The sequence below is a fragment of the Psychroserpens damuponensis genome (assembly GCF_000826655.1).
In the GTDB taxonomy this organism is placed as follows: Bacteria; Bacteroidota; Bacteroidia; order Flavobacteriales; family Flavobacteriaceae; genus Psychroserpens; species Psychroserpens damuponensis.
In genome coordinates this window covers 488766-503573 of record NZ_JXJO01000017.1, presented here as the reverse complement: position 1 = coordinate 503573, position 14808 = coordinate 488766, and the positions used below count along the sequence as shown (strand labels likewise).

Genomic DNA, 14808 nt, shown 5'->3' with positions numbered 1-14808 from the left:
AGCAATCAAAAAAATCAACCACACCATGAGATTATTCACGACACTTCTATGCCTTTTTCTCTTCGGAAATGTAACCACTCTAGATGCTCAATCTTTTAAAGAAACCCAATACGATGCACTAGAATATAGACTACTTGGCCCTTTTCGTGGTGGTAGAAGTGCTGCAGTCACAGGAGTGTCAAACAAACCTAACTTATACTATTTTGGCGCTACAGGAGGAGGTATTTGGAAAACGCAAGATGGAGGACGTTCTTGGGATAATATTTCTGATGGTTTTTTTGGTGGAAGTATAGGCGCAATTACGGTTTCAAAAAGTGATCCTAATGTGATGTATGTTGGAGGTGGCGAAAAAACCGTTCGTGGTAATGTGTCTTCTGGTTATGGGATTTGGAAAAGTGTTGATGCTGGTAAAACCTGGTCTCAAGCAGGACTAAAAAACTCGCGTCATGTACCAAGAATTGCAGTAGATCCTACAGATCATAATGTCGTTTATGCTGGTGTCCTTGGGAATATCTACAAACCAACTCAAGAACGTGGTGTTTATAAAAGTACAGATGGTGGTAAAACTTGGAAAAAAACTCTTTTTGCCAATGACAATGCTGGAGTAGTTGATTTATTAATTGACCCAACCAATCCTAGAATTTTATACGCATCTACTTGGAGAGTGCAACGTACACCTTTTAGTTTGAGTTCTGGAGGCGAAGGTTCTGCGCTATGGAAAAGTACAGATAAAGGTGAAACGTGGACAGAAATTTCTACCAAAAAAGGATTCCCAGAAGGCACACTTGGTATTATTGGTGTGACTGTGTCTCCAGTAAATAACCAACGTGTTTGGGCTATTATTGAAAACAAAGATGAAGGTGGTTTATACCGTAGTGATGATGGAGGCGAGACTTGGAAACAGGTGAATAGTGAGCGTAAACTGCGCCAACGAGCTTGGTATTATACACGAGTTTATGCAGATACTAAAGATGTTGATGCGGTTTATGTATTAAATGTGAGATATCACAAAAGTACAGATGGCGGAAAATCTTTCAGTACACACAATGCACCACATGGAGATCATCACGATTTATGGATTGCTCCAGATGATCCTAAGCGTATGATTATTGGAGATGATGGAGGTGCGCAAGTGACTTATGATGGTGGAGACACTTGGAGTGCTTATCACAACCAACCAACATCACAGTTTTATCGTGTTACTACAGATAATGCGTTTCCGTATCGTATTTATGCTGCGCAACAGGATAATTCGACAGTACGAATTAGACATCGTACCGATGGACGTTCAATCTCTGAAGACGATTGGGAAAGCACAGCAGGAGGAGAATCGGCTCATATAGCTGTAGATCCTGAAGATGATGATATTGTTTATGGCGGAAGTTATGATGGTTTTTTAACAAGAAGAAATCATAAAACAGGAACGGTTAGAGCCATCAATGTTTGGCCAGATAACCCAATGGGTCATGGCGCAGAAGGGATGAAATATCGTTTTCAATGGAATTTTCCTATTATATTTTCTAAACACAACCCAAACCGATTGTACACATTTTCACAACATGTGCATGTGACAGAAAATGAAGGTCAGAGTTGGGAAATTATAAGTCCGGATTTAACAAGAAACGATCCTGAGAAATTAAAATCGTCAGGAGGACCAATTACTCAAGATAACACATCTGTAGAATATTATTGTACCATTTTTGCTGCTCAAGAATCTCCTATAACCGAAGGTTTGCTTTGGGTTGGTAGTGATGACGGATTGATTCATGTCACCAAAGATGGTGGTGAAAATTGGGAAAACGTCACACCTAAAGGGATGCCAGATTGGATGATGATTAACAGTATTGAGCCTAGTGCTTTTGACTCAGGAACCTGTTATGTGGCAGGAACAAAATATAAAACAGGTGATTTTACACCTTATTTGTATAAAACTTCCGATTACGGGAAATCTTGGAAAAAAATCACAGATGGGATTAGTGAAGAACATTTTACAAGAGTGGTAAGGGAAGATCCAAAACAAAAAGGATTACTCTATGCAGGAACCGAAACTGGAATGTATATTTCGTTTAATGATGGAAAGCACTGGAAACCGTTTCAATTGAATTTGCCAATTGTACCAATTACAGATTTAACTATCAAAAACAATAACTTAATTGTAGCCACCCAAGGACGAAGCCTTTGGATGATAGACGATTTAACGGTGTTGCACCAATTGTATGGTCAGGATATTTCCGAAGAAAAAAATAATATTTTTAAACCAAAAGATACGTATAGAATGCGTGGAGGAAGTAGAAGTGGTAGTAAAACCTCAGGAACCAATCATCCTAATGATGTTATGACGTATTTTAATTTGAAAAGTTTTGATGAGAAAACTGATGAGATTGCTTTAACTTATTTTGATGCAAAAGAGGATACGATAAAAACGTTTTCAACTAAAAATAAGACAAAAGATAGACTAGAAGTTAAAAAAGGAATGAATCAATTTAATTGGGATATGACTTACGATGGAGCCGAAAAACTTAAAGGCATGATTTTGTGGTGGGCAAGTCTAGATGGACCTCAGGCAATTCCTGGTGCTTATAAAGTGACTTTAAATGTTAATGGAACAAATTATTCTCAGCCATTTACCATCTTAGCCGATCCTAGAGCAGAAAGTACTCAGGCAGATATGCAAAAGCAGTTTGATTTTATAACAGATGTGAATACAACCATGGATGATGCGCACAAATCCATTAAAAAAATTAGAAAAATTAAAGCGCAATTATCTGCTTTTGAAAAGCAGTATAAAGGTAATGCTAAATTAAAATCGCTCTTAGAAGATGCTAAAAAATTAAAGGACGATTTTACTAAAATTGAGGAGACTTTGTATCAAACTCAAAATAAAAGTGGTCAAGACCCTTTAAATTTTCCAATACGATTAACTAATAAACTAGGGCATTTAAATGCGTTGGTTGGTATGGGAGATTTTGCTCCTACCAATCAGGATATTGAGGTTAAAAATGAACTGATAGCACAGATTGAGGTGCAACTACGAGATTTTAATACAATGATTTCAGAGAGAATTAGTCAGTTTAATAAAGATTTTAATACTGAAAATTTAAACTATTTATTTATTGAAGATTAATGGAAGAATACTATAACTACATAAAAGCCTTGCACCTCATTTTTATTGTGACATGGTTTGCAGGATTATTTTACATCCCGAGATTATTTGTGTATCAAATTGAAGCCTATCACAAACCGTCACCAGAAAAGGAAATTCTAGGTAAACAATTAAAACTTATGGCAAGACGGTTATGGACGATCATTACATGGCCATCAGCTATTTTGGCTACCACTTTTGCAATATGGCTACTTTTACTGCATCCGTTTTTGCTACAATTACCTTGGATGCATGTAAAACTAGGTTTTGTGGTGTTGCTTATGTTGTACCATTTAAAAACGCATCATTATTATAAGCAGTTGCAGAATGACGATGTTAGAAAAACATCTAATTTTATGCGTCTTTGGAATGAAGGTGCTACTTTTATATTATTTGCTGTAATATTTTTAGTACTACTAAAAAGTGCTATTAATTGGGTTTTTGGCGTTATAGGTATTGTTGTGTTAGGTGTTTTATTAATGCTAGGTTTTAAGATGTACAAACGAATGCGAGAGAAAAATCCAGATGCTTAATAATGGCTTAATTATTGTTACACATATTGAAAATCATTTCTAATTGAGGTACTCATTTTTACGAGCGTTTTTATGAAGCTAAACAAACTATCTTTACGAGTTCGCATATTTTTTGCCATGATATTGTTGGTGCTTATTGCGTCTGTATTAATTGCAGGAGTAACCATATACCAATATAATGAAGAAGCAATAGATTATCATAAAGAACGATTAGAACGTAAAGAAACAGCCATTATAAGTGATCTAAATTACGTTATTAGAGAAACAACCTATTTAGTAGAAACAGAAAAAGTTCCTTTAATTTTTAAGGAAGAAATTTATAGAATTTCTGAGATTCATGGTCTGAGAATTAATTTGTATGACATGGATGGTACGTTACAAATTACCTCTAAAGCTAGTTTTGTAAATGACTCGATTACGAAATGTATTCCTACAGATATTTTAAATGAAATTTCTAATAATGCGGTGCATCGATTTGTAGTAAAAAACGAAAAAAATGGAGAAACCTTTCAGTCTTCTTATATCTATATTTTAGATACAAAATCTAAACCTCTAGCTATTTTAAATTTACCATATTTAGAGAATGATGATTTCCTAAATAAAGAACTCAATGAGTTTTTAGAGCGCTTGGCTTATGCGTACGTTTTTATGATGCTAATTGCTATTTTATTAGCCTTATTATTATCAAAATACATTACACGAACTCTTAAAACGATTTCAGATAAAATAAATGAAACACGCTTAGATAAGCGTAATAAGAGAATTGATATTTCGTCGTCTAGTGAAGAGATTTCTACTTTAGTCAACTCCTATAATAGTATGATTGATGAGCTTGAAGAGAGTGCAGTAAAATTAGCAACCAGCGAAAGAGAACAAGCCTGGCGAGAAATGGCAAAACAAGTGGCGCATGAGATTAAAAATCCACTAACACCAATGCGATTAAGTGTTCAAAGTTTTCAGCGTAAGTTTGATCCTCAAGACGAGAATATTCACCAAAAAGTAGACGAATATAGTCAAACCTTAATACAGCAAATTGATACATTAAGTTCAATTGCTTCTGCATTTTCAAATTTTGCAAAAATGCCTGCACAACAAAATGAAACTTTAAATGTTGTAAATATCGTTAAGTTAGGATTAGATATTTTTAGTGAAGATTATATTATTTTTTCTTCGGAAGAAGATGAAATACTCGCTAATTTTGATCGTACACAATTAATACGTGTCGTCACTAACCTGGTAAAAAATAGCATTCAGTCTATAACAGATGAACGTCAAAATCCTCGAGTTGAGGTGAAGGTAACTGCAAATAATGATATGGTTTATATTTCTGTTTCTGATAATGGTGTGGGAATTTCAGATGAAAATAGAATAAAGATCTTTGAGCCTAAATTTACTACAAAATCTAGCGGAATGGGATTAGGGCTTGCCATGGTAAAAAATATCGTTGAAACTTACAAAGGAAATATTACCTTTACAACTCAACTAGGTATTGGAACCACTTTTACGGTTACATTTCCGAAGCAATAAAAAACAAACAGCATGAGTTATCAAAATATTTTAAGTACTACAAATAACAGAATTACTACAATTACAGTAAATAGACCAAGTAAACTAAATGCATTAAACAAAGACACTATTCAAGAATTGCATGAGGCTTTTAAAGCTGCAAATAAAAGTAAGGATACTAAAGTTATAATCATTACAGGAAGCGGTGAGAAAGCTTTTGTTGCAGGTGCAGATATTAGTGAATTTGCAGATTTTGATGTAAAAAATGGAGGGAAATTAGCAGCCAATGGCCAAAAGATTCTTTTTGATTATATCGAAAATTTAGGAACTCCAGTGATTGCTGCTGTAAACGGTTTTGCTCTTGGAGGTGGTTTAGAATTGGCAATGGCTTGTCATTTTAGAATAGCAAGTGATACTGCTAAAATGGGATTACCAGAGGTGTCGCTAGGTGTTATTCCTGGTTATGGTGGTACGCAACGATTGCCACAATTAATAGGTAAAGGTCGTGCTATGGAACTCGTAATGACTGCAGGTATGATTGATGCGATCAAAGCCTTAGATTACGGATTAGTAAATCACGTTACACCTCAAGAGGAATTAATGCCTTTAGCCGAAAAAATTGCTGGTAAAATAATGCGCAATTCATCGGTAGCAATTAAAGGAGCAATTAAAGCTATTAATGCCAATTATACCGATGGTGTTGATGGTTATAAAGCCGAAATTAAACAATTTGGTAAATGTTTTGGTACTGAAGATTTCAAAGAAGGAACAACCGCATTTTTAGAAAAACGAAAAGCAGACTTTCCAGGAAAATAATTAAAAATTTTGTAATTTGTTTATAAGTTGTGATTTTGCTTAGTTTTTCATTTTAATATTTTTGTAATTTTACAAAAACTTGTTAATATGTTTGAAAAATCTAGCGTAAAAGGTCGAGGTGCTCAAAGCAATGTAGATAATCGCTTTTTTGAGCTTAACCACGAACAACGTGATGATTTTTTAGAATATTGTGCCAAGGAAGGCGAAATACCTGATAATAATAAAACATTATATCTTCCTGTATATCCAAAAACGATAGTTAATAAAGTAAAGAGTCCAGATGTTGGTATGGCATATTCTATGAATATGTATCAAGGTTGTGAGCATGGTTGTATTTATTGCTACGCTAGAAATAGTCATGAATTTTGGGGGTTTAGTGCTGGTTTGGATTTTGAACGTCGCATTTTAGTAAAAAAAGATGCGCCTCAATTATTAGAAACTTTTATAAAACGAAAAAGTTGGAAGGCACATCCAATTGTGATGTCTGGTAATACAGATTGTTATCAACCAGCAGAGCAACAATTTAAAATCACACGGCAATGTTTAGACGTGTTTTTAAAATATAAGCATCCTGTTGGTATTATTACTAAAAACGCATTACTACTTCGAGATTTAGACGTGCTAAAAGCTTTGGCTAAAGATGATTTAGTAAGTGTTAATATATCAATCACTTCTTTGTGTGAAACCACACGACGCATTTTAGAGCCAAGAACAGCAACCATTAAAAAACGGATGGATACTGTGAAAATTTTAAGTGATAATGGAATTCCTGTAAATGTGATGTTGGCGCCAATAATCCCTTCAATAAATAGTCATGAGATTTTACCATTGGCAAAAGCAGTTTCAGATGCTGGAGCATCGAGTATATCACATACCATTGTGAGGTTGAATGGTGCTATTGGAGCAATTTTTACAGATTGGATCTATAAGGCAATGCCAGACAGGGCAGATAAAGTATTACATCAAATCCAAGAGTGTCATGGAGGAACACTTAATGATTCTCGTTTTGGTCAACGTATGCGAGGTGAAGGGCAAATAGCAAAACAAATTAATGATTTGGTAGCACTAGCACGTCTTAAATACTTTAAAGGTAAAAGGATGCCTAAATTAAATATTGAGCTTCATGAGGACTATAAGGAAGGGCAGCTGCGCTTATTTTAACAATTTCGAAATATTGTAAAAAACAAAAAAGTCCAACATTTCTGTTGGACTTTGTATGCTCCTCTTCAAAGACTCGAACTTTGGACCCTCTGATTAACAGTCAGATGCTCTAACCAACTGAGCTAAAGAGGAAGGTTATTTTTCGCGTTAGCGAGCGCAAATATAATTCATTTTTTAAATCCATCAAAGAATTTTTAAAAAAATTTTATATTTTTTTTATTTAAATCCAATCATTGATATTAGCTGACAGAACCATCGCAATTAATAGTATGAATCCAACCAACTGCGCACGTTCTAAAAATTTCTCGTTTGGTGCTCTCCCAGAAATCATTTCATAGAGTAAAAACATAACGTGTCCTCCATCTAAAACAGGTATAGGTAATAAATTAAGTACACCTAGCATAATAGATAGAAAAGCCGTTAATGCCCAAAAGGCTTCCCAGCTCCATTCACTAGGAAAGATGCTATAAATGGCTTTAAAACCACCTACGCCTTTATAAGCACCTGTACTTGGAGTAAATATTTTTTTGAGTTGTACGCCATAAGAGGCTACAGTTTCTGTAAACTTATCAAAACCTACAACAACACTTTCTCCAAACCCGTATTCTCTTTTTACGATATCATAATAACCAACCTTTTCAAGATCTGTTAGTGTGCCTCCAGGCATGATGCCTAGTTGCCCGTTAGAATCTACATTTAATTCCATTGGGATGGTTTTACCGTCTCTTAAAATTTCTGCAGAAATTTTAGTATTCGCTAAAGGTTTGGTTCTGGCTTCTATTTGATCAAAATACTTTAAAGGTTCGTTATTAATAGACATTAAAATATCTCCAGATTTTAGATCTGCACCTTTATTAGACATACTATCAATTACAAAGTCAACTACAAAAGGATAGCGTAAACCAAAAAAGCTTCTACTTTCTCCTGTGCTTAATTGTCCTAAGAAATCTTCAGGAAGAGTAATTTCTTTTGTTTGGTTATTGCTTATTACGGTTAATTTTTCGGCCTCTATAAGTTTCTTTCTTATTTCAGAATACATGGTAACTTCTTCACCATTTATAGACACGACATTATCTCCAGTTTTTAAACCAAGATCTTTTAAAATAGGGTTGTTTACGGTGTAACCATCTTTTACACTATTTGTTGTGATATCTGTATCACCATAACCAAAAGCTAAAAACACATAAATGATATAAGCGAGAATGAAGTTTACTGTTACACCACCAAGCATGATGATTAAACGTTGCCAAGCTGGTTTTGATCTAAACTCCCAAGGTTTTGGCGGTTGAGCCATTTGCTCCTTATCCATACTCTCATCCATCATACCAGATATTTTCACGTAACCTCCTAGCGGTAACCATCCAATACCATACTCTGTATCTCCAATTTTCTTTTTAAATAAAGAAAACTTGACATCAAAAAATAGATAAAACTTTTCTACTCTAGCTTTAAATAGTTTTGCTGGTATAAAATGACCTAATTCGTGTAATACGATTAGTAGTGAAAGGCTCAGTAAAAATTGAGATATTCTAATTACAAACTCCATGTATTTTATTTCAAAAAAATTCTAAGCGACAAAAATAGTGTTTTAGCATGGTTTATACTTATTTTTTTAACACCGTTTTAGTAATGACACCATCTTTGGTTTGAAATTGTATAAAGAACATGCCTGAAGTCCAAGTTGTGGTGTCTAAAGTCGTGCTAAATTGTGACTGATTAACAAGTTGACCTAAGGTGTTGAATATTTTTACTTCGGAAATATCCAAGCTTGACGGTTTGTCTATAAATAAAATTTCAGTCGTTGGGTTTGGGTAGATCAACAACGCATTTTTAATGGCTAAATCATCAATACTTAAAAGGACATTGTTGTTTCGTGAGATTAAATCAGATTCTGGATCAAATATGATGTTTTGTACATTAAAATTCACCGTTTCTAAAAAATATTGTCCGTTAGTTGTATTATCTAAAACAAGATTTAAAGTTTCACCAAGTGAGCCTATTAAACGTATGGGAACAGGTGCTTCAAAAAAGGAAACCGATGTATGACTTTGCGCTTGATTAATAGTAATTGCGACTTCGTTTGTTGAAGGTTGATTCCAGTTAATCGTATAACTTGGATAGCCTTGGTTGTATAGCCAATCATTAAAAAACTCGGTTAAATTTTCACCAGTAGATGTTTCTACTATAGATATAAAATCTTCAGTTTTAGCATAGTCATAGGCATGTTCTGAGCTTGCTAAATAAGTTTGCATGGCTTGAAAAAATGGCGTGTCTCCTAACTTTTTCCGAAGCATATGTAATACCATAGATCCTTTATTGTAAGATAATCTACTACTAAATATTCTACCTATACTTGTGGTATCTTGATCTGTAAGATAAACGGCTCCATCAGGTTGAGAGGTAATAGAGTTGTTTCGTTGTTGTTTCCATAACCTGAAATCATCATTGCCATCAAGATTTTCAATAACGATACCTGAGAGGTATGTGGCAAAACCTTCGTTAAGCCAGATGTCTTTCCAGCTTCCGCAGGTAATTTTATTTCCAAACCATTGGTGTGCTAACTCGTGAGCAACAAGATTACGACTAAAATTTCCCATAAAGGACACTGTGGTGTGTTCCATGCCGCCTCCCCAACCAAATTGGGCATGACCATATTTTTCGTCAGCATAAGGGTATTCTTCAAAAAGATTACTGAAAATATTCATAATATCTACAGTAATAGGTGTGCTAACTTGAGCATTTGCTAAGCTCTCTGGATACACATAATTGACGATGTCAAACGGATTTCCATTATTGGGTACAGTATGAGAATAAACTTCATAATTAGTAGCGGCAATTGCAATTAAATAAGCTGGTATTGGATGACGATGTTTAAAATGGGTTGTTTTTTGTGTTCCATTAACAATTTGACTTTGTTCTAGGCCATTTGATACGGATATGTATTCTTCATTTGATGGATTAAATTGAGGCGTTGTCATATAAACATCTACAGAATCTATTTTGTCAATTAAATCTTGCTTGCAAGGCCACCACGCTTTTGCTCCATAGGGTTCAGAAAGTGTCCAAATCACAGGATCTCCATTATGTTGGTTTTGTGCAAATGAGCCTAAACCAGAACTTATTGGGTTGCCAGAATAACTTACGGTTAAGGAATCTAAAACACCTGTATTTTGAATTGTTGGTAAGGTGATGACTAATTCATCATCGGTATTTTGGGTAAAGGTTAAGGCATTGCCTCTTTGTAACACTTGAGAGACGATCATATTTGAAGATAAATCAAATGTTATCGTTGATAAATCACTTTTTGCTTCAAAGTAACTTGTTATAGCTCCAGATATAAAAGCGACTCCAGGATCTACCTCTAATTCTAATCTATGGTATTTTAAGTTATAATTTCCTGTGTTGAGATTAGAACGTTGCATCATTAGATTTAAAGCAGACTTAGCTTCAGACTCGCTAATGGCATTTAAAGTTTCGTTATAATCTTGAGAAAAGGATAAAGTAGAGCAGAGACTAAAAAAAAGGAGTAGTCGTAATTTCATGATTGTATGTTTTTCTTTTTATTAAAATATAGCATGTTAAAAGTAGTCAATTTGTAGCTATTGTGTCGTATTTTTGCATTTCAAACTTACAATTGGAAGTCTGTAAAGTCCTAATTATCAATTTATGTTGAGATATCTAAAACAGCTAAAAGTATTTTTTATCATATTTGCTATAGTCTCAGTAGTCATTATTTATTTGATTTACTCTGCACTAGCTATAGAACAACCGTTGCCAATTTATCAACCAAATAGGGTAGATGCTTCATTGGTAGATAGCACTATTCAGCATAAAAAAAAGTATCATAAAGTGGCTAATTTTAAGCTTGTTAATCAAAACGGTGATACCATTACACAGGATACTTACAAGGATAAAATTTATGTCGCAGATTTCTTTTTTACGACCTGTCAAACCATTTGTCCAATAATGACACATGAAATGAGCCGTATTCAAAATGAAATAATGAATGATGATGAGGTAATGTTATTATCACATTCTGTTACGCCAGAAATAGATTCTGTAGCACAATTAAAACGCTATGCGATTAAAAAAGGAGTTAATGATAAAAAGTGGAATCTCGTAACAGGTGATAGAAAACAAATTTATGACCTTGCCCGAAAATCTTATTTAGTTGTTAAACATGACGACTCTGAAGATTATGGAATGGTTCATACCGAAAACTTCGCGCTTATAGATAAAAAGAAGCAAATTAGAGGGTTGTATAATGGAATTAGCCCAACTTCGGTAGATTCGTTGATTCAGGATATAAAAAGACTCAAAAAGGAATACCAATAAAAACCGACCACAATTTTTTTACACTAAATTTTTCCTTTACTTTTGCTTACTTAAAATCAATCTAAATAAGCTTGAAATATACTTTAGCAGATATTAAACGAGGACAATTAGGCGTCATTACTGATGTTTCCTCAGTCCACATACCTCTTAAACTTTTAGAAATGGGATGTTTACCTGGCAACGCTGTTGAGCTTGTGCAAGTGGCTCCTTTTGCAGACCCAATGTACCTTAATATTAATGGGACGCATTTGGCCATAAGAAAAGAAACGGCTATTCACATTTTAATTGATATTGCAGATGTCTAAACAAATAAATGTAGCACTTATTGGTAATCCAAACACAGGTAAAACATCTGTGTTTAATGCACTAACAGGTTTAAATCAAAAAGTAGGTAATTATCCAGGGATTACTGTAGAGAAAAAAGAAGGTATTTGTAAATTACCAAGAGGTGTAAAAGCACATATTATTGACTTGCCAGGAACCTACAGTTTAAATGCATCTTCTCTTGATGAAAACGTAGTTATAGAGCTGCTCCTTAATAAAAATGATAAAGATTATCCAGATGTCGCAGTGGTAGTAAGTGACGTTGAAAATTTAAAACGAAACTTACTTTTATATACGCAAATAAAAGATTTACAGATTCCTACAGTATTAGCTATCAACATGTCAGATAGAATGTCTTATAAAGGTATTCATTTAGACATCGCTTACTTAGAGCGCGAATTAAAAACCAAAATCGCACTTATTAGTACACGAAAAGGAAAAGGTATAGATCAACTTAAAGAGTTAATAACCAATTATAAAGAGTTATCTACAGAGCCTTGTGTTAATGCTTCCGAAATTGATAAAGACTATTTTAATAAATTACGTACAGCATTTCCAAATCAACTATTGTATAAATTATGGTTGGTAATCACGCAAGATGTTAACTTCGGAAATGTTAATAGAAACGAAGTTGATGCCATAAATAGTTTTAAAACGAAAAGTAAAACAGACCTTAAACGATTACAGCAAAAAGAAACGATTAAACGATATCAGTTTATAAATAATACCTTAAAGAAAGGTCAAACCATAGATCTTAAATCAGCTAAAGATTTAAGGATTAAACTGGATAGAATTTTAACCCATAAAGTTTGGGGATATTTAATCTTTGGTTTTATCTTATTACTCATCTTTCAAGCTATATATGATTGGTCTAGTGTACCAATGGATTTTATAGACTCTACCTTTGCATCATTAAGCGAATGGACAAAAAACGTCATGCCAGAAGGTGCATTTACAAATTTATTAGCCGAAGGTATAATTCCTGGGTTAGGAGGTATTGTGATTTTTATTCCGCAAATCGCCTTTTTATTCCTATTCATTTCGGTGTTAGAAGAAAGCGGTTATATGAGTCGCGTTGTCTTTTTAATGGATCGTATCATGAGACGATTTGGTTTAAGTGGTAAAAGTGTTGTGCCATTAATATCTGGTACAGCATGTGCGATTCCTGCAATTATGGCAACTCGTAATATAGAAAGCTGGAAAGAACGTTTAATTACTATTTTAGTAACACCGTTCACCACCTGTTCCGCTAGATTACCAGTCTATCTAATTATTATTGCTTTAGTCATACCAGAAGGTCGATTTTTAGGCTTAAGTTATCAAGCATTAACCTTAATGCTGTTATATCTTATAGGTTTTGGTGCAGCCGTAGGTTCAGCTTGGATATTAAATAAGGTTTTAAAAATAAAAAGTAAAACCTTCTTTGTGGTAGAAATGCCAAATTATAAAGTGCCTTTATTTAAAAACGTTGCGCTCACAGTTTTAGAAAAAACTAAATCGTTTGTATTTGGAGCAGGTAAAATAATTTTAGCAATCTCTATTGTACTTTGGTTTTTGGCCTCTTATGGACCAGGAGACGATTTTAATAATGCTGAAGAGATCGTGACCACACAATTTTCTTCGGAAAATTTAGCACAAGAAGAATTAGACCAAAAAATTGCATCACATAAATTAGAACACTCCTTTATTGGTATTGCAGGTCATGCCATTGAACCAGCCATTAGACCATTAGGTTATGATTGGAAAATTGGTATAGCTATTGTAAGTTCATTTGCTGCTCGAGAGGTTTTTGTTGGTACTTTAGCAACAATATATAGTGTAGGAAGTGATGAAGAAGAAACCATTAAAAATCGAATGGCAGGAGAGGTGAACCCAATTTTGGGCGGACCATTATTTAATTTTGCTAGCGGTATTTCGCTCTTGCTATTTTATGCCTTTGCAATGCAATGTATGAGTACTTTAGCCATTGTGAAACGAGAAACAAACTCTTGGAAATGGCCAGCCTATCAATTGGTAATTATGAGTGCCTTTGCTTATGTGGTAGCCTTAATAGCTTATCAATTATTAAAGTAAAGTATTAATTTAAGTTACGACCAAACAACATATGAATACTATCATTCAAAATATACTCGTCTTTATAGCAGTAGCGTTAGCAATTTTATTTTTGCTTAATAAGTATGGTGTGCTTCCAAAGAAAAAAGCCTCAAAATCTAAAGCTTGTGGTCAAGATGATTGTGGTTGTCATTAGTCATTAAAAGTCTTATTATACAAACCTATTTTTTAGAATATCTAAATTTTATAATACTTTTAGATACAAGTTTTTAGCTACATTTTGAGATACAACCATTTCTTTAGTGTGTAATTTTATTTTAACAGAATTATCAAAAGGTTCTTTGTGTAAAACAGTAATGGTAGTGCCTAAACCTATATTGTTACTATCTAAATATTGTAAAAAATTGGTAGATGAATCTTCAACACCAATACATTTATAGGTGTTGCCAATATTGGCTTGTGATAACGATATTTTATCAATGGTATTAAATATTCCGTTTTTATCTGGTATCGGGTCTCCATGAGGATCATGCGTAGGAAATTCTAAAAAAGAATCCAATTCATTAATAAGTTTATCCGATTTAATATGCTCTAAATGTTCAGCAACCTCATGAACTTCATCCCAAGTAAAATTTAATTTCTCTACCAAAAACACTTCCCAAAGTCTATGTTTTCTTATAATGTTGACAGCAACTTGGCGTCCTTTTTCGGTTAAAATAACTCCTTGGTATTTTTTGTAATTAAGATAATCTTTCTCTGCCAGTTTCTTAACCATATCTGTAACAGATGATGCTTTAGTTTCTAAAGACTCTGCTATAGCATTAGTGTTTACCATGTTTTTACCATGTTTTCCTAGGTGGTAAATAGCCTTAATATAATTTTCTTCTGTTAACGTAATCATTCAATATGTATCTGTTACAAATATACAACTATTAATAT

At 33.7% G+C, this 14808-nt stretch carries 12 protein-coding genes and 1 tRNA gene; 9 read left to right on the top strand and 4 right to left on the bottom strand.

Translation table 11 applies throughout. The annotated features are described in order from the left end of the window. Nucleotides 1-25 precede the first annotated feature (25 nt). The 5 genes from TD29_RS11030 to TD29_RS11010 all read left to right on the top strand — a co-directional run bounded on the left by TD29_RS11030 (nt 26) and on the right by TD29_RS11010 (nt 7158). A complete protein-coding gene (locus tag TD29_RS11030) occupies nt 26-3124 on the top strand; it encodes a VPS10 domain-containing protein (protein ID WP_040280737.1) in 3099 nt (1032 codons plus the stop codon). Beyond that, nucleotides 3124-3675 (top strand): CopD family protein, encoded by a 552-nt coding sequence (locus TD29_RS11025; protein ID WP_040280653.1) that lies wholly within the window; start codon nt 3124-3126, stop codon nt 3673-3675. The genes TD29_RS11030 and TD29_RS11025 overlap by 1 nt, the downstream gene beginning before the upstream one ends. Before the next feature lie 72 nt (nt 3676-3747). After that, nucleotides 3748-5202 (top strand): sensor histidine kinase, encoded by a 1455-nt coding sequence (locus TD29_RS11020; protein ID WP_040280652.1) that lies wholly within the window; start codon nt 3748-3750, stop codon nt 5200-5202. Between the two features lie 12 nt (nt 5203-5214). Then, nucleotides 5215-5997 (top strand): enoyl-CoA hydratase/isomerase family protein, encoded by a 783-nt coding sequence (locus TD29_RS11015; RefSeq protein ID WP_040280651.1) that lies wholly within the window; start codon nt 5215-5217, stop codon nt 5995-5997. 87 nt (nt 5998-6084) lie between these two features. Continuing rightward, nucleotides 6085-7158 (top strand): PA0069 family radical SAM protein, encoded by a 1074-nt coding sequence (locus tag TD29_RS11010; protein WP_040280650.1) that lies wholly within the window; start codon nt 6085-6087, stop codon nt 7156-7158. 58 nt (nt 7159-7216) lie between these two features. On the opposite strand, the gene TD29_RS11005 is transcribed toward TD29_RS11010, so the two are convergent. The 3 genes from TD29_RS11005 to TD29_RS10995 form a co-directional block, all read right to left on the bottom strand. Beyond that, nucleotides 7217-7290, bottom strand: a tRNA-Asn gene (locus TD29_RS11005). A gap of 88 nt (nt 7291-7378) precedes the next feature. Then, nucleotides 7379-8704: an RIP metalloprotease RseP gene (rseP, locus tag TD29_RS11000; protein ID WP_040280649.1), complete on the bottom strand. Its 1326-nt coding sequence runs from the start codon at nt 8702-8704 to the stop codon at nt 7379-7381. A 58-nt stretch (nt 8705-8762) separates the two neighbouring features. Then, nucleotides 8763-10700 (bottom strand): M1 family aminopeptidase, encoded by a 1938-nt coding sequence (locus TD29_RS10995; protein WP_040280647.1) that lies wholly within the window; start codon nt 10698-10700, stop codon nt 8763-8765. A 124-nt stretch (nt 10701-10824) separates the two neighbouring features. On the opposite strand from TD29_RS10995, the gene TD29_RS10990 reads away from it, so the two are divergent. The 4 genes from TD29_RS10990 to TD29_RS18370 all read left to right on the top strand — a co-directional run bounded on the left by TD29_RS10990 (nt 10825) and on the right by TD29_RS18370 (nt 14065). Then, complete coding sequence (locus TD29_RS10990) at nt 10825-11493, top strand: SCO family protein (RefSeq protein WP_040280646.1); 669 nt, start codon at nt 10825-10827, stop codon at nt 11491-11493. A gap of 71 nt (nt 11494-11564) precedes the next feature. Next, nucleotides 11565-11798: a FeoA family protein gene (locus TD29_RS10985; RefSeq protein ID WP_040280645.1), complete on the top strand. Its 234-nt coding sequence runs from the start codon at nt 11565-11567 to the stop codon at nt 11796-11798. Next, entirely contained in the window at nt 11791-13890 is a 2100-nt protein-coding gene (gene feoB / locus TD29_RS10980; protein WP_040280644.1) for a ferrous iron transport protein B, read from the top strand. The genes TD29_RS10985 and feoB overlap by 8 nt, the downstream gene beginning before the upstream one ends. Before the next feature lie 31 nt (nt 13891-13921). Further along, a complete protein-coding gene (locus tag TD29_RS18370; protein ID WP_152611501.1) occupies nt 13922-14065 on the top strand; it encodes a FeoB-associated Cys-rich membrane protein in 144 nt (47 codons plus the stop codon). 48 nt (nt 14066-14113) lie between these two features. On the opposite strand, the gene TD29_RS10975 is transcribed toward TD29_RS18370, so the two are convergent. Then, on the bottom strand, nt 14114-14770 hold the full coding sequence (locus tag TD29_RS10975; RefSeq protein ID WP_040280643.1) for a metal-dependent transcriptional regulator: 657 nt from the start codon (nt 14768-14770) through the stop codon (nt 14114-14116). Nucleotides 14771-14808 lie beyond the last annotated feature (38 nt).

Coding starts and splice junctions, on each gene's coding strand:
- TD29_RS18370 (WP_152611501.1), top strand. CDS start 13,922: ATGAATACTATCATTCAAAATATACTCGTCTTTATAGCAGTAGCGTTA.
- TD29_RS10990 (WP_040280646.1), top strand. CDS start 10,825: ATGTTGAGATATCTAAAACAGCTAAAAGTATTTTTTATCATATTTGCT.
- rseP (WP_040280649.1), bottom strand. CDS start 8,704: ATGGAGTTTGTAATTAGAATATCTCAATTTTTACTGAGCCTTTCACTA.
- TD29_RS11010 (WP_040280650.1), top strand. CDS start 6,085: ATGTTTGAAAAATCTAGCGTAAAAGGTCGAGGTGCTCAAAGCAATGTA.
- TD29_RS11015 (WP_040280651.1), top strand. CDS start 5,215: ATGAGTTATCAAAATATTTTAAGTACTACAAATAACAGAATTACTACA.
- TD29_RS11020 (WP_040280652.1), top strand. CDS start 3,748: ATGAAGCTAAACAAACTATCTTTACGAGTTCGCATATTTTTTGCCATG.
- TD29_RS10995 (WP_040280647.1), bottom strand. CDS start 10,700: ATGAAATTACGACTACTCCTTTTTTTTAGTCTCTGCTCTACTTTATCC.
- TD29_RS10975 (WP_040280643.1), bottom strand. CDS start 14,770: ATGATTACGTTAACAGAAGAAAATTATATTAAGGCTATTTACCACCTA.
- TD29_RS11025 (WP_040280653.1), top strand. CDS start 3,124: ATGGAAGAATACTATAACTACATAAAAGCCTTGCACCTCATTTTTATT.
- feoB (WP_040280644.1), top strand. CDS start 11,791: ATGTCTAAACAAATAAATGTAGCACTTATTGGTAATCCAAACACAGGT.
- TD29_RS11030 (WP_040280737.1), top strand. CDS start 26: ATGAGATTATTCACGACACTTCTATGCCTTTTTCTCTTCGGAAATGTA.